The sequence below is a fragment of the Pseudomonas sp. Tav-5-1A genome (genome assembly GCF_055755055.1).
In genome coordinates, this window is sequence record NZ_CM146901.1 from 142,287 (window position 1) to 160,190 (window position 17,904).

The 17,904-nt window shown below is 63.5% G+C and carries 17 protein-coding genes; 14 read left to right on the forward strand and 3 right to left on the reverse strand.

Going from position 1 to position 17,904, the window contains the following annotated elements:
* Positions 1-71 precede the first annotated feature (71 nt).
* Complete coding sequence (locus tag AC0J42_RS00695) at positions 72-1,496, reverse strand: aspartate ammonia-lyase (protein ID WP_416421770.1); 1,425 nt, start codon at positions 1,494-1,496, stop codon at positions 72-74.
* 168 nt (positions 1,497-1,664) lie between these two features.
* Between AC0J42_RS00695 and AC0J42_RS00700 the strand changes: the two genes are divergently transcribed.
* The 6 genes from AC0J42_RS00700 (at position 1,665) to AC0J42_RS00725 (ending at position 6,026) form a co-directional block, all read left to right on the forward strand.
* The gene (locus tag AC0J42_RS00700) at positions 1,665-2,570 is read left to right on the forward strand and encodes a LysR substrate-binding domain-containing protein (RefSeq protein ID WP_416421771.1); all 906 of its coding nucleotides are present in this window, start codon (positions 1,665-1,667) and stop codon (positions 2,568-2,570) included.
* Between the two features lie 93 nt (positions 2,571-2,663).
* Positions 2,664-3,089 (forward strand): hypothetical protein, encoded by a 426-nt coding sequence (locus AC0J42_RS00705; protein ID WP_416421772.1) that lies wholly within the window; start codon positions 2,664-2,666, stop codon positions 3,087-3,089.
* Positions 3,090-3,486: 397 nt separating this feature from the next.
* Complete coding sequence (purE, locus tag AC0J42_RS00710; RefSeq protein ID WP_416421773.1) at positions 3,487-3,978, forward strand: 5-(carboxyamino)imidazole ribonucleotide mutase; 492 nt, start codon at positions 3,487-3,489, stop codon at positions 3,976-3,978.
* A gap of 9 nt (positions 3,979-3,987) precedes the next feature.
* Positions 3,988-5,070, forward strand: coding sequence for a 5-(carboxyamino)imidazole ribonucleotide synthase (locus AC0J42_RS00715; protein WP_027980846.1), 1,083 nt, complete (start codon positions 3,988-3,990; stop codon positions 5,068-5,070).
* A gap of 91 nt (positions 5,071-5,161) precedes the next feature.
* Complete coding sequence (locus AC0J42_RS00720) at positions 5,162-5,410, forward strand: GlsB/YeaQ/YmgE family stress response membrane protein (RefSeq protein WP_416427510.1); 249 nt, start codon at positions 5,162-5,164, stop codon at positions 5,408-5,410.
* A gap of 76 nt (positions 5,411-5,486) precedes the next feature.
* Positions 5,487-6,026, forward strand: coding sequence for a DUF3299 domain-containing protein (locus AC0J42_RS00725; RefSeq protein ID WP_473005027.1), 540 nt, complete (start codon positions 5,487-5,489; stop codon positions 6,024-6,026).
* 83 nt (positions 6,027-6,109) lie between these two features.
* Here the strand turns inward: AC0J42_RS00725 and AC0J42_RS00730 are convergent, their stop codons facing one another.
* Both AC0J42_RS00730 and AC0J42_RS00735 read right to left on the reverse strand, forming a co-directional pair.
* Entirely contained in the window at positions 6,110-7,009 is a 900-nt protein-coding gene (locus tag AC0J42_RS00730; RefSeq protein WP_416421775.1) for a D-hexose-6-phosphate mutarotase, read from the reverse strand.
* A gap of 69 nt (positions 7,010-7,078) precedes the next feature.
* Entirely contained in the window at positions 7,079-7,480 is a 402-nt protein-coding gene (locus tag AC0J42_RS00735; protein WP_008366910.1) for an acyl-CoA thioesterase, read from the reverse strand.
* A gap of 366 nt (positions 7,481-7,846) precedes the next feature.
* On the opposite strand from AC0J42_RS00735, the gene AC0J42_RS00740 reads away from it, so the two are divergent.
* From AC0J42_RS00740 to AC0J42_RS00775, 8 genes are all read left to right on the forward strand, one after another.
* Positions 7,847-9,136, forward strand: a complete 1,290-nt coding sequence (locus AC0J42_RS00740) for an MFS transporter (protein WP_473005028.1) — start codon at positions 7,847-7,849, stop codon at positions 9,134-9,136.
* Positions 9,137-9,363: 227 nt separating this feature from the next.
* Complete coding sequence (locus tag AC0J42_RS00745; RefSeq protein WP_416421777.1) at positions 9,364-10,350, forward strand: phosphate ABC transporter substrate-binding protein PstS; 987 nt, start codon at positions 9,364-9,366, stop codon at positions 10,348-10,350.
* A 391-nt stretch (positions 10,351-10,741) separates the two neighbouring features.
* A complete protein-coding gene (locus tag AC0J42_RS00750) occupies positions 10,742-12,775 on the forward strand; it encodes an ABC transporter permease subunit (protein WP_473006794.1) in 2,034 nt (677 codons plus the stop codon).
* A 17-nt stretch (positions 12,776-12,792) separates the two neighbouring features.
* Positions 12,793-14,463, forward strand: coding sequence for a phosphate ABC transporter permease PstA (pstA, locus tag AC0J42_RS00755; RefSeq protein ID WP_416421778.1), 1,671 nt, complete (start codon positions 12,793-12,795; stop codon positions 14,461-14,463).
* Positions 14,464-14,548: 85 nt separating this feature from the next.
* Positions 14,549-15,385, forward strand: coding sequence for a phosphate ABC transporter ATP-binding protein PstB (gene pstB, locus AC0J42_RS00760; protein ID WP_416421779.1), 837 nt, complete (start codon positions 14,549-14,551; stop codon positions 15,383-15,385).
* A gap of 123 nt (positions 15,386-15,508) precedes the next feature.
* Positions 15,509-16,267 carry a phosphate signaling complex protein PhoU gene (phoU, locus tag AC0J42_RS00765; protein ID WP_416421780.1) on the forward strand — a complete coding sequence of 253 codons (759 nt, stop codon included), beginning with the start codon at positions 15,509-15,511 and terminating at the stop codon, positions 16,265-16,267.
* A gap of 162 nt (positions 16,268-16,429) precedes the next feature.
* Positions 16,430-17,341 carry a response regulator gene (locus tag AC0J42_RS00770; RefSeq protein WP_473005029.1) on the forward strand — a complete coding sequence of 304 codons (912 nt, stop codon included), beginning with the start codon at positions 16,430-16,432 and terminating at the stop codon, positions 17,339-17,341.
* A 221-nt stretch (positions 17,342-17,562) separates the two neighbouring features.
* The gene (locus AC0J42_RS00775) at positions 17,563-17,904 is read left to right on the forward strand and encodes a hypothetical protein (RefSeq protein ID WP_473005030.1); all 342 of its coding nucleotides are present in this window, start codon (positions 17,563-17,565) and stop codon (positions 17,902-17,904) included.

Sequence of the window (17,904 nt, forward strand, 5' to 3'; positions counted from 1 at the left end):
GGCCCTCAAAAGGTGAGAGGTGTCTAGTCCCTCGACCTGGTGAGCGGTGTAGCAGCGCGTGGTGGTGAAGGTCAGGCCTTCAGCGGCACCAGGCGTGGAGCAATCATGTTTTCTGGGCGCAGGATGTCTTCCAGGCTGGCTTCGTCCAGCAGGCCTTCCTCACGCACCAGTTCCAGTACGCCGCGGCCGGTTTCCAGCGCGATGCGGGCGATACGGGTGGCGTTCTCGTAGCCGATGTACGGGTTCAGCGCGGTGACCAGGCCGATCGAGTGCTCGACCAGTTCGCGGCAGCGCTTTTCGTTGGCAGTGATGCCGACGATGCAGTGCTCGCGCAGCATGTCCATGGCGCGTTGCAGCAGGCGGATCGAGTCGAAGATCTTGTAGGCGATCAGCGGCTCCATCACGTTCAGCTGCAGCTGGCCACCTTCGGCAGCGATGGTCAGGGCCAGGTCGTTGCCCATGATTTCGAAGGCGCACATGTTCACGGCCTCCGGGATCACCGGGTTGACCTTGCCTGGCATGATCGAGCTGCCTGGCTGACGCGCTGGCAGGTTGATCTCGTTGATGCCAGTGCGCGGGCCGCTGGACAGCAGGCGCAGGTCGTTGCAGATCTTCGACAGCTTCACCGCGGTGCGCTTGAGCATGCCGGAGAACAGCACGAAGGCACCCATGTCGGAGGTGGCTTCGATCAGGTCGGCAGCCGGTACCAGCGGCTGGCCGCTGATGGTGGCCAGGCGCGATACGGCCAGGGCCTGGTAGCGCGGGTCGGCGTTGATGCCGGTGCCGATGGCGGTACCGCCCAGGTTGACTTCGGTCAGCAGCTCCGGCGCCAGGCTGCGCAGACGGTTGAGGTCTTCGGTCAGCGTGGTGGCGAACGCGTGGAATTCCTGGCCCAGGGTCATCGGTACCGCGTCCTGCAGCTGGGTACGGCCCATCTTCAGTACGTGGGAGAACTCCTGGCCCTTGGCCGAGAAGGCCTGGATCAGGCTGTCGAGGCTGGCCAGCAAGGCGTCGTGACCCAGCAGCAGACCCAGGCGGATCGCGGTAGGGTAGGCGTCGTTGGTCGACTGCGCCATGTTCACGTCGTTGTTGGGGTGCAGGTACTTGTACTCGCCCTTGCTGTGGCCCATGGCCTCCAGCGCGATGTTGGCGATGACTTCGTTGGCATTCATGTTGGTCGAAGTGCCAGCGCCGCCTTGAATCATGTCCACCACGAACTGCTCGTGGAAGTCACCGCGGATCAGGCGAGCACAGGCTTCGCTGATGGCGGCGTGCTTGGCATCGCTGAGGTGGCCCAGCTCGCGGTTGGCGTCGGCAGCGGCCTGTTTGACCATGGCCAGGCCCACGACCAGCTTGGGGTAGTGCGAGATCGGAACGCCGGAGAGGCGGAAGTTGGTAACCGCTCGCAGGGTCTGGATGCCGTAGTACGCTTCAGCGGGGACTTCGAGAACGCCAAGCAGGTCTTTTTCGATGCGCGGTGATGCAGCGGAGGACATGATAGAGATAATCTCAATGTGGACCCGGCATGTGCCGGAACGCTGCCAATGCTAGGCTTGTGACCAATCGTCGGCCAATGCTGTTAGACACTGCCCTATGCATAAACGGCATAATAGGTCGTGTGACGCATCAGTCGTCCAGAACGTAAGGCGCCCCGGAGGTCGCTGATGAATCTTGAGAGTAAATGGCTGGAGGACTTCAGTGCCCTGGCCGCCACCCGCAGCTTTTCCCAGGCTGCGGAGCGCCGTTTTGTCACGCAGCCCGCGTTTAGCCGCAGAATCCGCAGCCTTGAGGCTGCCCTGGGGCTGCAATTGGTCAACCGCTCGCGCACGCCCATCGAGCTGACGGCGGCTGGCCAGCTGTTCCTGGTGACCGCGAGAACCGTGGTGGAACAATTGGGCGAAGTCTTGCGTCATTTGCATCACTTGGAGGGCGGGCAGGGCGAGGTCATGCAGGTGGCTGCCGCCCACTCCCTGGCCCTGGGCTTCTTCCCCAGTTGGATCGCGCAGCTGCGTAATGAAGGCCTGAACATCGCCACGCGGCTGGTGGCCACCAACGTCGGTGACGCCGTGCATGCTTTGCGCGAAGGTGGCTGCGACCTGATGCTGGCCTTCTATGACCCGGACGCCGCGTTACAGATGGACGCCGAGATTTTCCCGTCGTTGCACCTGGGGCACACCGAAATGATCCCGGTCTGCGCCGTGGGGCCGGACGGCAAGCCGCTGTACGACCTGGAACACGACATCAGTTTTCCTCTATTGGGTTACAGCGCCGGCGCCTTCCTGGGCCGCTCGGTGAACCTGCTGCTGCGCCAGCGCAACCTGCGCTACACCACGGTGTATGAGACCGCCATGGCCGATAGCCTCAAGAGCATGGCCCTGGAAGGCCTGGGCATTGCCTGGGTGCCGCACCTGAGCGCCAAGGCCGAGCTCAAGCGTGGCGAGCTGGTAGTGTGCGGCGGCCCGCAGTGGCACGTGCCACTGGAGATTCGCCTGTACCGCTGCGCACTGGTGAGGAAGGCCAATGTGCGCCTGCTGTGGCGCAAGCTGGAGGGCGGCGCGGCTGCGGGATAACTCGCCATGCCATTGAGCTTTGAATAATGATCCCTTAGGCTTGCGCGCTACATGGATAGCCGGCCTGATTCGAAGGCCGCAAAGGATTGATGAATGGCAAGCTTCTACGACTACTTCAAAGAAAATATGGAAAGCATGGGGCTGCCGGCGCCCGAATCGCTATTCGGTACCTTATCGGCGGCAGTAGGGACTGCTTCGACCCTACTTACCCAGATTGACAAGTTTGGCAAGACGGTCACCCTGGGTGAGTTGATCAGTGCAGGGACCCGTCTGGAAAAGCTGGCGGTAATCGGTGCCTGTTCAGCCGCGTTTTACGTCGGCGCGGTCATTGGCAGTATCGCTGTTGCCACAGGCCGAAGCTTGTCGGGCGGCCTCTCGATTGCCGATGTTCTGGCCATTGCACGCGACAATAATCTGGAGCGACATTGGCTGAGCGCATGCCTCATCAAATTTCCTGGTGTGTACAAGCCTCAATTACCAGGCCGCCGGCATTATCTCAACGCCAAGGTTGTCGTATGAAGGACTCGATATTTCTAGTGGTCGCCGCGTCAGTCGTCGCCGTCTTGGCCTGGGGTTTTTGGCATAACCTGGGAACCGATGGATTTGCGCTACTGAACACGATCGCGTTGGTGGCCTTGGCCGGTGATAACTTCAGATTGCGTCGCCAACTTAAACGCCAGCCTTGAGCTGGCATTCGCTGCCCGCAAATCGCTGGTTTCGGATTGACTTTTAAGTCAGTAAAACCGCGGTTTTCAGCGCTGATAGAAGGTCTATTTATCCGCGATCTTTGCGGTATACTGCGCGGCCTTCGGTCGGTTTTGCCGGCCATAATTCGCATAACAAGCCACGCCGGTTTTCCTGCGTGGCTTGTTGTTTTTTGACGCGCCTGCGGGCGCCCAAGAGAAGAGGCTCGACGATGAGTGCACTGGTTGGCGTGATCATGGGCTCCAAGTCCGATTGGTCCACCCTTAGCCACACCGCCGATATGCTGGACAAGCTCGGTATTCCGTACGAAGTCACCGTGGTCTCGGCCCACCGTACGCCCGATTTGCTGTTCCAGTATGCCGAGGAAGCGGAAGGCCGCGGAATCGAAGTGATCATCGCCGGTGCCGGTGGCGCTGCCCACCTGCCAGGCATGTGCGCGGCCAAGACCCACCTGCCGGTGCTGGGCGTACCGGTGCAGTCCTCCATGCTCTCGGGCGTCGATTCGCTGCTGTCCATCGTGCAGATGCCGGCCGGCGTCCCGGTCGCCACCCTGGCCATCGGCAAGGCCGGCGCGATCAACGCCGCGCTGCTGTCGGCCAGCATCCTGGGCGCCAAGCACCCGCAATTCCACGCCGTGCTCAAGCAATTCCGCACTGAACAGACAGATAGCGTGCTGGAAAATCCAGACCCGCGTCAGGCCTGAGGCTCTTTCATGAAGATCGGTGTTATCGGTGGCGGCCAGCTGGGCCGCATGTTGGCCCTGGCGGGTACGCCGCTGGGTATGAACTTCGCTTTCCTGGACCCGGCGCCGGATGCCTGCGCCGCGCCCCTGGGCGAGCACCTGCGTGCCGACTACGGCGACCAGGACCACCTGCGCCAGCTGGCTGACGAAGTCGACCTGGTGACCTTCGAGTTCGAAAGCGTGCCGGCCGAGACTGTGGCGTTCCTGTCGCAGTTCGTGCCGGTATACCCGAGCGCCAACGCCCTGCGCATCGCCCGCGACCGCTGGTTCGAAAAGAGCATGTTCAAGGACCTGGGCGTGCCTACGCCGACGTTCGCCGACATCCAGTCGCAAGCCGACCTGGACGCCGCCGTAGCCAGCATCGGCCTGCCGGCCGTGCTCAAGACCCGCACCCTGGGTTACGACGGCAAGGGCCAGAAAGTGCTGCGTAGCCAGGCTGACGTCGAAGGCACCTTCGCCGAGCTGGGCAGCGTGCCATGCCTGCTGGAAGGCTTCGTGCCGTTCACCGGCGAAGTGTCGCTGATTGCCGTGCGCGCCCGCGACGGCGAGACCCGCTTCTACCCGCTGGTGCACAACACCCACGACAGCGGCATCCTGCGCCTGTCCGTGGCCAGCACCGACCACCCGTTGCAGGCCCTGGCCGAAGACTATGCCGGGCGCGTGCTCAAGCACCTGGACTACGTGGGCGTGCTGGCCTTCGAGTTCTTCGAAGTGGACGGTGGCCTGAAGGCCAACGAGATCGCCCCGCGCGTGCACAACTCCGGGCACTGGACCATCGAGGGCGCCGAGTGCAGCCAGTTCGAGAACCACCTGCGCGCCGTGGCTGGCCTGCCGCTGGGTTCGACCGCCAAGGTCGGCGAAAGCGCCATGCTCAACTTCATCGGTGAAGTGCCGCCTGTGGATAAGGTCATCGCCATCGACGACTGCCACCTGCATCACTACGGCAAGGCCTTCAAGGCTGGCCGCAAGGTGGGCCACGCCACCCTGCGCAGCGCCGACATGGCCACCCTGCAGCAACAGATCAAGGCAGTCGAAGCCCTGATCGGCGCCTGACAGGGAACCATCCTCCCCGGTGAGCCCTCTGATTGCAGGAAGCCAAAGCGCAACTAGGCTTTGGCTAATGCAGTCAATCAGAGGGTTTCACATGGGCATCATCGGCACCATCTTCATCGGCCTCATCGTTGGCTTGCTGGCACGCTTCCTCAAGCCCGGCGACGACAGCATGGGCTGGATCATGACCATCCTGCTGGGCATCGGCGGCTCCCTGGTAGCCACCTATGGCGGCCAGGCGCTGGGCATCTACCAGGCGGGTCAGGCAGCGGGCTTCATCGGTGCGGTGATCGGCGCGATCGTCCTGCTGGTGATCTACGGCATGATCAAGAAAAACGACTGACAATCGCCCAATGGCCCTCTCCGCTGGCACCTGGAGAGGGCTAGAATGCCCGACTCATTTTGTGTCGAGGCCCTTCATGCGCCGTATTCTTCTTGCCACCTTGTTCGTCTTCAGCGGCCTTGTTCACGCCGCGGAAAAACTCCCGGAAACCGACTGGCTGTCGCTCATGCCCAAATCGGACCAGAAGGCCCTGGAGGCCATGCCGGAGATCACCCACAACACCCCAGAGGGCGACGGCAACTTCACCCACAAGGGCGGCCTGAAACAGAGCAAGGGCTTGCCGGCGGTGATGTATTCGACCAAGACCGTGCCCGAGATGGATGGCAAGAACATCCGCATCGGCGGCTACCCCGTGCCCCTGGAGACCGACGCCAAGGGCCGTGCCACGGCGTTCTTCCTGGTGCCGTACCCGGGCGCCTGCATCCACGTGCCGCCACCGCCGCCGAACCAGATGATCCTGATTCGCTACCCCAAGGGCTTGAAGCTGGATGACATCTACACGCCGCTGTGGGCGATCGGCACGCTGAAAGTGGAGAAGGTCAGTAACGATATGGCCGACGCGGCCTACGCGATGGATGCATCGAAAGTGCGAGTAGTCGTAGAGTCCGACCTCTAACCCGTAGCAGCTGCCGCAGGCTGCGTCCCGGGCACCACGGTCGGGGCCGGACGCCGCCTGCGGCAGCTGCTACGGTAGAGGTGTTAGAGCTTTTCGCTTACCACGGTGACGCCCAGGGTGTGCTCGGCACCTGGCAGCAACACCACCACGTCGTCCATCACGTTGGCGGTCTCGATGCACAGCATGCGCTGCCAGCCGTCGTCGGCCATGTCGTCGAGCTTCAGCGCGCGATCGATCCACGGGTTCCAGATGACCGCAGCGTTCGAGCCGCTGCTGGTCAGGCGCACGCGACGCTTCCAGACCGGGTCGACGATGGTCAGCTGCGCCGGCACCTGCTGGTAGATGCGGTCGGTTTCGCCGGCAAAGCGCAGCTCGCTGGCCTGCTCGCGTACCTGCCAGTCTTCCAGGGTCTCGATGTACTTCAGGCCCGCCACGCCTTCCACATGCACGTCGCGCACGTCACTCACGGCGAAGTAGCTGTGCAGCGCCTGGCTGATGGTGACGGGCTCGTCGCCCAGGTTGGTGCTGGTCAGGCTGATGCCCAGGTGGTCGCCCAGCACGATGCTCAGCTTCAACGCCACCTTGTGCGGCCAGCCCGGCAGCTTGCCTTCGGCCTCGGGCAGGGTGAAGTCGATGCGCAGGTTGTCATCGGTGGCGCTGTCGATGCCGTGCAGCTGCCAGTCCATGGCCCGCACCAGGCCGTGGGTGGGCGCGGGCTCGGCCTTGTACATGGCCTGCACCGACTGCGGGTTGCGGGCGAAGATGCCGAACCACGGCCAGCACACCGGCACGCCGGCGCGCACGGGCGTGCCGTGCTTGAATACCGCCTTGTCGTTGAGCCATATCAGCGGCTGTTCGCCATCGCGTTGATAACTGAGGATCTGCGCGCCCTGTTGGGCGACCAGCAGTTCGGCACCGCTGTGGCTGATGCGCCAGCAGTTCAATTCATCCAGTTTGACCGACTCGACCTGGGGGGTAGACATGCGCAGTTCTCGCTTCCAATCCAATAGATATGCAGTTGACCCTGAAACAGCCGCCGAGTTTTCCGGCACTCAGCGCCGCGGCGGTACCGAACGGGTACGCCCGCTGCCGTCGATGGCCACGAACACGAATACTGCCTCGGTTACCTTGCGCCATTCGCTGGACAGCGGATCGTCGCTCCACACCTCGACCATCATCTGGATCGAGCTGCGGCCGATCTCCAGGGTCTGGGTATAGAAAGACAATTGCGCGCCCACTGCAACGGGTACCAGGAACGCCATGCGGTCGATGGCCACGGTAGCCACGCGGCCACCGGCGACCTTGCTGGCCATGGCGGTGCCGGCCAGGTCCATCTGCGCGACCAGCCAGCCACCGAAGATATCGCCGAAACCGTTGGTTTCACGGGGCAATGCGGTGATCTGCAAGGCGAGATCGCCTTGTGGGATAGGATCTTCTTGTTCGAGTTCAATCATGCCTGGGGTGCCTCTGACCCAAAAACTCTCAATAGCGTTGGCGTAATACGATGACGCCTCATATAAAACGATTCAGCTTCATACTACGCTGCTTTCGCCGGTAGAGGCGCTCCAAGGGTAACTCTGCGAAATCGGCTACCGCATATAGCGACGTTTTCGCACAAATACCTTGTAACCAAACAGAAAATTCCTACAGACGCGCAGTATATAGCGCGATAACAGTAGCGACGACCGTCCAAGTCTCATTTGGCGCTGGAAAACCACGATCAATGTGCTTTTTCGAGCAATTTGCTATCGTGCCCCACCTGCCAGCCGCAAGCAGCCCTGGTGAGGGTTGCCGTAATGCCCATAAGAGAAGCCATAGACATGACCTCCGTGCCATCGAGTCACGCGCAACCGGCGCGCCCCTTGACCCGCAACGACTACAAGACCTTGTCGCTTTCCGCCCTGGGCGGTGCGCTGGAGTTCTACGATTTCATTATTTTCGTGTTCTTCGCCACCGTGGTGGGCAAATTATTCTTCCCCGCCGACATGCCCGAATGGCTACGCCTGATGCAGACCTTCGGCATTTTCGCCGCTGGCTACCTGGCACGCCCCCTGGGCGGCATTGTCATGGCGCACTTCGGTGACCTGCTGGGCCGCAAGAAGATGTTCACCCTGAGCATCTTCATGATGGCCGTGCCGACCCTGATCATGGGCCTGCTCCCTACCTACGCGCAGATCGGCCTGTGGGCGCCCATCCTGCTGCTGTTGATGCGCGTCATCCAGGGCGCGGCCATTGGCGGCGAAGTGCCCGGGGCCTGGGTATTCGTTTCCGAACACGTGCCGGCGGGCCACGTGGGCTACGCCTGCGGCACCCTGACCTCGGGCCTGACGGCGGGTATCCTGCTCGGCTCCCTGGTGGCCACCCTGATCAACAGCCTCTACAGCGCTGCCGAAGTCTCGGACTACGCCTGGCGCATTCCGTTCCTGCTGGGCGGTGTATTCGGCCTGATGTCGGTGTACCTGCGCCGCTGGCTGCACGAAACCCCGGTGTTCGCCGAGCTGCAGCAGCGCAAGGCGCTGGCCGAGGAAATTCCCCTGCGCGCGGTGCTGCGCGACCACCGCGGCGCCATCGCCGTGTCGATGCTGCTGACCTGGCTGCTGTCGGCGGGCATCGTGGTGGTGATCCTGATGACCCCCACCGTGCTGCAGACCGTGTACGGCTTCTCGCCTTCGGTGGCGCTGCAGGCCAACAGCCTGGCCATCGTCTTCCTCAGCATCGGCTGCGTGTGTGCCGGCGCCCTGGCCGACCGCCTGGGCGCCGGCCGGGTGTTCGTGGGCGGCAGCCTGGCGCTGCTGGCCAGCTCCTGGGTGTTCTACCACAGCCTGCACGCGCACCCCGAGTGGCTGTTCCCGCTGTACGCGCTGACCGGCCTGTTCGTGGGCACCATCGGCGCCGTGCCCTACGTGATGGTCAAGGCGTTCCCGGCGGTGGTGCGTTTTACCGGCTTGTCGTTCTCCTACAACCTGGCGTACGCCATCTTCGGTGGGCTGACGCCGATGATCGTGACCCTGCTGCTGAAATCCGACCCCATGGGCCCGGCTTATTATGTTGCAGGGATTTGCATGATCGGCCTCTTCGTTGGCCTCTACCTCCTGGCAAAAAAACGCTGAACTTCCCGTAGCAGCGGCCCCTAGGCCGCGTCCCAGGCGCCGCGCAGGTGCAGGCTCGGCGCTGGGACGCTGGACGCGGCCTACGGGCCGCTGCTACGGGGTTGCGCCCTGCAACATGCGGTAATGGCCAGTCATCCGGCTGTCATAATCCGTACATAGAATGTTCATATGGGCTACCGATACTGCGCCCGACCCCATTCGAACAACCTATTTCCAGGACTCACCCCATGACAATCAAGCGTTTGATGGCCGCGATCAGCTTCGTCGCCGCGGGTGCCGTCACCGTCCAGGCCCATGCCGCCGTCGACCCTGCGATTCCTGCCTACGTGAAGACCACCGGCGTCTCGGGCAACCTGTCCAGCGTCGGCTCCGACACCCTGGCCAACCTCATGACCCTGTGGGCCGAGGCGTTCAAGAAGGAATACCCCAACCTGAACATCCAGATCCAGGCCGCCGGCTCGTCCACCGCGCCACCCGCGCTGACCGAGGGCACCGCCAACTTCGGCCCCATGAGCCGTCGCATGAAGGATGTTGAACTGCAGGCCTTCGAACAGAAGTACGGCTACAAGCCCACGGCTATTCCGGTTGCGGTGGATGCCCTGGCGGTGTTCGTGCACAAGGACAACCCCATCGAGCACCTGACCATGGAGCAGGTGGACGCGATTTTCTCCGCCACCCGCCTGTGTGGTGCCAAGGCCGACGTGAAAACCTGGGGTGACCTGGGCGTGACCGGGGACCTGGCCACCAAGCCGGTGCAGCTGTTCGGCCGCAACTCGGTGTCAGGCACCTACGGTTACTTCAAGGAAGAGGCGCTGTGCAAGGGTGACTACAAGCCCAACGTCAACGAGCAGCCCGGCTCGGCCTCGGTGGTGCAGTCCATCAGCAGCTCGCTCAACGGCATCGGCTATTCGGGCATCGGCTACAAGACTGCCAGCGTGAAGACCGTGGCCCTGGCCAAGAAAGGCACCACCAACTTCGTCGAGGACACCGAGGAGAACGCCCTGAACGGCAAATACCCGCTGTCGCGCTTCCTGTTCCTGTACGTCAACAAGGCGCCGAACAAGCCGCTGCCGCCCATGGAAGCCGAATTCGTCAAGCTGGTGCTGTCACAATCCGGTCAGCAAGTCGTGGTAAAAGATGGTTACATCCCGTTACCAGCCAAGGTCGCTGCCAAAGCATTGGCAGATCTGGGGCTGAGTGAAGGCGCAAAGTAAGTAGAATGTCTGGCGGGCCCGTTCTAGAGGGCTCGCTTAACGATTCACCTGGTGTACTGCCCAGCCTGCCTGGGCGGTAGACCTTGTTGCGTCAATTCACTGTCATGTTTCTGTAATACGAGGCCGCTAGGGTGTGCGCATGAATGATCTGGCCAACTCTCCAATGACCCCGCGCAAACCCCCGGAGCGCATTGACTTCAACACCCCGGAGCTGGTGCGCAAGCGCAAGCTGCGGGCGCTCAAGGACCACCTTTCCCGCTGGTTTGTACTGGTGGGCGGCTTGGCCGTGCTCGCGGCCATCACCCTGATTTTCTTCTACCTGGCCTACGTGGTGCTGCCGCTGTTCAAGGGCGCCGAACTGACGGTGAAGGCGCCGATCGCCCCCGCCTGGATGCAGGACGCCGGCAAGCCGCTGATGATTGCCCTGGAAGAACAGAACCAGGTGGGCATGCGCGTTTCCGATCGCGGCCAGGCGCTGTTCTTCAGCACCCGCGACGGCAGCGAACTCAAGCGCGTGGACCTGCCGTTGCCGCCCGACGTCACCGTGGCCTCCATCGGCGAAGACCAGCCAGGCAGCTCGCTGGTGATCCTGGGCCTGTCCAACGGGCAGTCGATGATCTTCCGTCACACCTACAAGGTGACGTACCCCGACGGCCACAAGACCATCACCCCGAACATCGAGTTTCCCTACGGCCCGACGCTGCTGACCCTGGACGACCAGGGCCGCGCCCTGGAACACGTCAACCTCAGCGCCACCGACGACACCCTGATCGTCGCCGGTTCCACTGGGCCGCAGCTGCATGTGCTGTCGTTGACCAAGTCGGAGAACATGCTGACCGGCGACACCGAGACCACCCAGGCCGCCATCGAACTCCCGCAGATGACCGAGCAGGTCAAGGCCATCTTCGTCGACCCGCGCCAGCAGTGGCTGTACGTGATCAATGGTCGTGCCCAGGCCGACGTGTTCAGCCTGCGCGACAAGAGCCTCAATGGCCGCTACAAGCTGCTGGAAGACGCCAACGCCGAAATCACCGCCAGCACCCAGCTGGTGGGCGGCATCTCGCTGATCGTCGGCACCTCCAAGGGCGGCCTGGCGCAGTGGTTCATGGCCCGCGACCCTGATGGCGAGCCGCGCCTCAAGCACATCCGCGACTTCCAGATGGGCAGCGCGCCTATCGTCGATATCACCGCCGAGCAGCGCCGCAAGGGCTTCATCGCCGTCAACGCGGTGGGCCAGCTGGGCGTGTTCCACAGCACCGCGCACCGCACCCTGCTGGTCCAGCAGGTGGCACAGGGCCCGGGCGTGCTGGCGCTGTCGCCGCGTGCCAACCGCATCATGGTCGAGGAGGGCGGGCGCCTGGTGCCCATGGTTCTGCTCAACCCGCACCCGGAGGTGTCCTGGAGCGCGCTGTGGGAAAAGGTCTGGTACGAAAACTATGACGAGCCCAAGTACGTCTGGCAGTCCACTGCCGCCACGTCGGACTTCGAGCCCAAGCTGAGCCTGTCGCCGCTGACCTTCGGCACCCTGAAGGCGGCGTTCTACGCCATGTTCCTGGCCGCGCCGCTGGCCGTCGCCGCCGCGATCTACACCGCCTATTTCATGGCTCCGGGCCTGCGCCGCAAGGTCAAGCCGGTGATCGAGCTGATGGAGGCCATGCCTACGGTGATCCTCGGCTTCTTCGCCGGGCTGTTCCTGGCGCCGTACCTGGAAGGGCACCTGCCGGGCATCTTCAGCCTGCTGATGCTCACGCCCATCGGTATCCTGGTGGCCGGTTTCGCCTGGAGCCGCCTGCCGGAGTCCATTCGCCTGCGGGTGCCCGATGGCTGGGAAAGCGCGATCCTGGTGCCGGTCATCCTGCTGGTGGGCTGGGGCTCGCTGGCCATGAGCCCGCACCTGGAAGCCTGGTTCTTCGGCGGCGACATGCGCCTGTGGATCAGCAACGACCTGGGCATTACCTATGACCAGCGCAACGCTCTGGTGGTGGGCCTGGCCATGGGCTTCGCGGTGATCCCCAACATCTACTCCATCGCCGAGGACGCCGTGTTCAGCGTGCCGCGCAGCCTCACCCTGGGCTCGCTGGCGCTGGGCGCCACGCCCTGGCAGACCCTGACGCGCGTGGTGTTGCTCACCGCCAGCCCCGGTATCTTCTCGGCGCTGATGATCGGCATGGGCCGCGCCGTGGGCGAGACCATGATCGTGCTGATGGCCACCGGCAACACGCCGGTGATGGAGATGAACCTGTTCGAGGGGATGCGCACCCTGGCCGCCAACGTGGCGGTGGAAATGCCCGAGTCGGAGGTGGGTAGCAGCCACTACCGCGTGCTGTTCCTGGCCGCATTGGTGCTGCTGATGTTCACCTTCGTGATGAATACCCTGGCCGAGCTGATTCGCCAGCGTCTTCGCAAGAAATACTCGTCGCTTTAGTAAAAAGGTAGCGATCCGTGAAAAAGGATTCTCTCAAGGGCTGGTTCAAGAGTGGCTCGCCCGGCGTCTGGCTCAGCGGTGGCGCGGTGTCCATCGCCGTGATCATGACCGTCGGCCTGCTCTCGGTGCTGGCCGTGCGCGGCCTGGGCCACTTCTGGCCGGCCGACCTGGTGCGCGCCAGCTACAACGTGCCCGGCCAGCCGCCCCAGTTGCTGATTGGCGAAGTGGTGCAGCGCGACGAAGTGCCCCGCGCGCAACTGGCCGGCGCCGGCCTGCCGGTGCCCAAGGAAGGCCCGGAGTTCATGACCCGCGAGCTGATCAAGGTCGGCAACCGCGACATCAACGGCGCTGACTTCATGTGGGTGGTGGGCGACTGGCTGCAGGACCAGAGCAAGCCGCCGGAGCTGGTGAGCGTCGAGCGCCGCGAGTGGGGCAACTTCATCGGCTACCTGCTGGACGTCAAGGAGAACGGCAAGGTGGTCGCCGAGGGCGACGCCGTGTTCAACGAGTTCTACCCGCGCCTGGACCGCGTGAAAGACCTGGCGCGCCAGCTCAACCGCCTGGAGAAGGGCGAGATCGGCTCCATCAACGCCCAGCTCGAGCGCATCCGCCTGCATGGCCGCAAGCTGGAACTGGAGCACCGCCTGGACGCTACCGCCCAGGCCGACATGGACGCCGAGCGTGCCGCGCTCAAGGGTCAGTACCAGGACATCGAATCGCGCCTGGGTGACCTGCACCAGGCCATCGAGCGCGACAGCATCACCGTGCGCGACGTCAACGGCAAGGTCCTGGAAATCAGCATGGGCAAGGTGCTGCACGCCTACCAGCCGAACAACATGGGCCTGTTCAAGAAGCTGTATTACTACGGCATGAAGGTCTGGGAGTTCCTGACCCAGGACCCGCGCGAGGCCAACACCGAAGGCGGCGTGTTCCCGGCCATTTTCGGCACGGTGATGATGACCCTGATCATGGCCATGATCGTTACCCCGTTCGGCGTACTGGCGGCGGTGTACCTACGTGAATATGCGCGCCAGGGGCCCATGACCCGGCTCATCCGCATTGCCGTGAACAACCTGGCCGGCGTACCGGCTATCGTTTACGGTGTGTTTGGCCTGGGCTTCTTCGTCTACGTGCTGGGTGGCTCCCTGGACCGCCTGTTCTTCCCCGAGGCACTGCCGGCACCGACCTTCGGTACGCCCGGCCTGCTGTGGGCCTCGCTGACCCTGGCGCTGCTGGCCGTGCCGGTGGTCATCGTGGCCACCGAGGAAGGCCTGGCGCGCATTCCGTTGAGCCTGCGCGAAGGTTCGCTGGCGCTGGGCGCCACCAAGGCCGAGACGCTGTGGAAGATCGTGCTGCCCATGGCCAGCCCGGCGATGATGACCGGCATGATCCTGGCCGTGGCCCGCGCCGCAGGCGAAGTAGCCCCGCTGATGCTGGTGGGTGTGGTGAAGATGGCGCCGTCGCTGCCGTTGAACGGGGTGTACCCGTACCTGCACCTGGACCAGAAGATCATGCACCTGGGCTTCCATATTTACGACGTCGGCTTCCAGAGCCCCAACGTCGAGGCCGCACGCCCGCTGGTGTATGCCACGGCGCTGCTGCTGGTGCTGGTGATTGCCGCGCTGAACCTGTCGGCCGTCGCCCTTCGTAACCACTTGCGCGAGAAGTACAAGGCGCTGGACAACTGACCGTCCCCCCTTGGCACTCGCCAGCCGCCCCCTCGATGCGAGGCGGGCGGCTCAACCAACGCACTGAACGCGTAGGGAGCCACCCATGCAGCAAGACCCCAACACCCCCGGTGGCATCAGCCTTTCCGCCATCGGCCGCAAGCGCCAGGGCCTGAGCATGGCCAACGAGACCGTGGCCATCCAGGTGCCCGGCCTGAACCTGTTCTACGGCAACAAGCAGGCGCTGTTCGACGTCTCCCTGGACATCCCCAAGCAGCGCGTCACCGCCTTCATCGGCCCGTCGGGCTGCGGCAAGTCAACCTTGCTGCGCACCTTCAACCGCATGAATGACCTGGTGGACGGCTGCCGCGTGGAAGGTGAGATCAACCTCGACGGCCACAACATCTACCGCAAGGGCGAGGACGTGGCCGAGTTGCGCCGCCGCGTGGGCATGGTGTTCCAGAAGCCCAACCCATTCCCCAAGACCATCTACGAGAACGTGGTCTACGGCCTGCGCATCCAGGGCGTGAACAAGAAGCGCGTGCTCGACGAGGCGGTGGAGTGGGCGCTGAAGGCCTCGGCGCTGTGGGACGAGGTCAAGGACCGCCTGCACGAGTCGGCCCTGGGCCTGTCCGGCGGCCAGCAGCAGCGCCTGGTGATCGCCCGTACCATTGCGGTGGAGCCGCAGGTATTGTTGCTCGATGAGCCTTGTTCGGCACTTGATCCGATTTCAACGTTGAAAGTTGAGGAACTGATCTACGAACTGAAATCCAAATACACCATTGTGATCGTGACACACAACATGCAGCAGGCTGCCCGGGTGTCCGATTACACGGCGTTCATGTACATGGGCAAGCTGGTGGAGTTCGGCGACACCGACACTCTGTTCACCAACCCTGCGAAAAAACAGACCGAAGACTACATCACCGGTCGGTATGGCTAGAGGTAGCTGCAAGCTTGCAGTTTCACGCGGCAAGCAGAAGCGGTACTGCGTTTGTGTTCTGGATTACCACTTAACCACTTGTAGATTGCAGCTTTAAGTCTCAAAGCTGTCGCGGAGCGACCCATGATTGATAAAGATAGCCTTACCCACCACATCTCCCAGCAGTTCAACGCCGAGCTGGAAGAAGTCCGCAGCCACCTGCTGGCCATGGGCGGCCTGGTAGAGAAGCAGGTCAACGACGCGGTCACCGCGCTGATCGACGCCGACTCGGGCCTGGCCCAGCAAGTGCGTGACGTTGACGAGCAGATCAACCAGATGGAACGCAACATCGACGAGGAGTGCCTGCGCATCCTCGCCCGTCGCCAGCCGGCCGCTTCCGACCTGCGCCTGATCATCAGCATCTCCAAGTCGGTGATCGACCTGGAGCGCATCGGCGACGAATCGACCAAGATCGCCCGTCGCGCCATCCAGCTGTGTGAGGAAGGCCAGTCGCCGCTGGGCTACGAGGAAGTGCGCCACATCGGCGACCAGGTGCGCCGCATGGTCCGCGAGGCGCTGGACGCCTTCGCCCGCTTCGACGCCGACCTGGCCCTGTCGGTGGCCCAGTACGACAAGACCATCGACCGCGAGTACAAGACCGCGCTGCGCGCGCTGGTCACCTACATGATGGAAGACCCGCGCTCCATCTCCCAGGTGCTGAACGTGATCTGGGCCCTGCGTTCGCTGGAGCGCATCGGCGACCACGCGCGCAACATCTCGGAGCTGGTGATCTACCTGGTGCGCGGCACCGACGTGCGTCACCTGGGCCTGGCGCGCATGCGCGAGGAAGTCCAGGGCCGTGCCGATCGCGCTAATGTTCCGGGTGTTTCGGACGATAAGTAAGACTGCCCGACTACAAATGCCCGGCCTAGCGCCGGGCATTTTCGTTTGCGGGCCGTGAAAAGAAATGGCACCCGTGAACAGAGAGTCCCGGCGTGACTCATTAGTTTTGGCAAATGGCCATCAGTCAGCGCTATGCTTGCCGGGTAATCTTAGGAGTGGTCAATGAGTAAGGTCAGTGTGCTGGTTGTGGATGATGCGCCCTTCATCCGTGACCTGGTGAAAAAGTGCTTGCGCAACTACTTCCCGGGCATGGTCATCGAAGACGCCGTGAACGGCCGCAAGGCCCAGGCGATGCTGATCAAGGACAATTTCGACCTGGTGCTGTGCGACTGGGAGATGCCGGAAATGTCGGGCCTGGAGCTGCTGACCTGGTGCCGCGAGCAGGATAACCTCAAGGCCATGCCGTTCATCATGGTGACCAGCCGCGGCGACAAGGAAAACGTGGTGCAGGCCATCCAGGCCGGCGTTTCCGACTTCATCGGCAAGCCCTTCACCAACGAACAGCTGCTGACCAAGGTGAAGAAAGCCCTGACCAAGATCGGCAAGCTGGAGGCGGTAATGGCCACGGGCCCGTCCCGCGCCGGTTCTGCCTTCGCCAATGACTCGCTCAGCGCCCTGACCGGCGGCAAGGCCGAGGTGGCGCGCCCGGTCGCGGCCGCTGCACCTTCAGCGGCCCCGCGTGGCGGCCTGCTCAACAACGCCCCGCGCCCTGGCGCAACCCCGGCGGCGCCGAGCGGCAACCGTGGCCAGGGCCAGCTGCGCCTGTCCAGCGGCACACAGCAATGCGTGATCAAGGGCCTGAGCCTCAAGGAGGCGCTGCTGGTGGTGCGCCGTGGGGAGGTGCTGCCCCAGGTGCTGGAGAACGCCGTGCTCGACCTGGAGCAGGGCGACAACGCCGAAGTGGCACGCCTCAACGGTTACCTGCACGCCGTGGTCGCCCACGAGCCCAAGCCGGACAGCGAGTGGCTGCAGCTGACCTTCCGTTTCGTCGACCAGGACGCGCAGAAGCTCGACTACATCTCGCGCTTGATCGCCCGCGGCACCGCCCAGAAACACTTCGTCCCTGGCGCCTGACGCCATGCCATCGTAGCCGCTGCCGCCAGGCTGCGCTGGCCTTCACGTGCACTGGAGATCTACAGGGGCACAGAGGGCCAGCGCAGCCTTCGGCAGCGGCTACAGGGCTGCGAGTCGCAGCCATAGGAGCAACTTCCTACACAACTTTGGGAATCGTTACGCTGCCCCTCCCTGGGCTTCGCGCGCATGCTTGCAGCTCCCCCACGGAGTGCCCCCCGACCATGCCCTGCGACCTTTGCCAGCCCTTGCACGACCCCCTCAACCCCGGTGACGAACTGGTCTGGCTTGACTACAACGTGTGGGTCACCGACGTGCCCGCCGGCCTGGCAAACATGGACCTCAAGGGCTACCGCCTGCTCAAGGACGCCCGCCTGGCCTGGCCCATCGACCATTTCGACGCCTGGGGCCAGCCCTGGGTAGCCTTGCAACGGGTGGATGGCAATGGCAGCGTGCGCTATGAACTGGTGCGCCTGGAACCAGGCACCTACCGTCCGGTCGCCTGCGACCCCGCTTACCCTGTCATCCGCCATGCGGCTTGCGCAAGGCGCGGGCACACCTGCTAA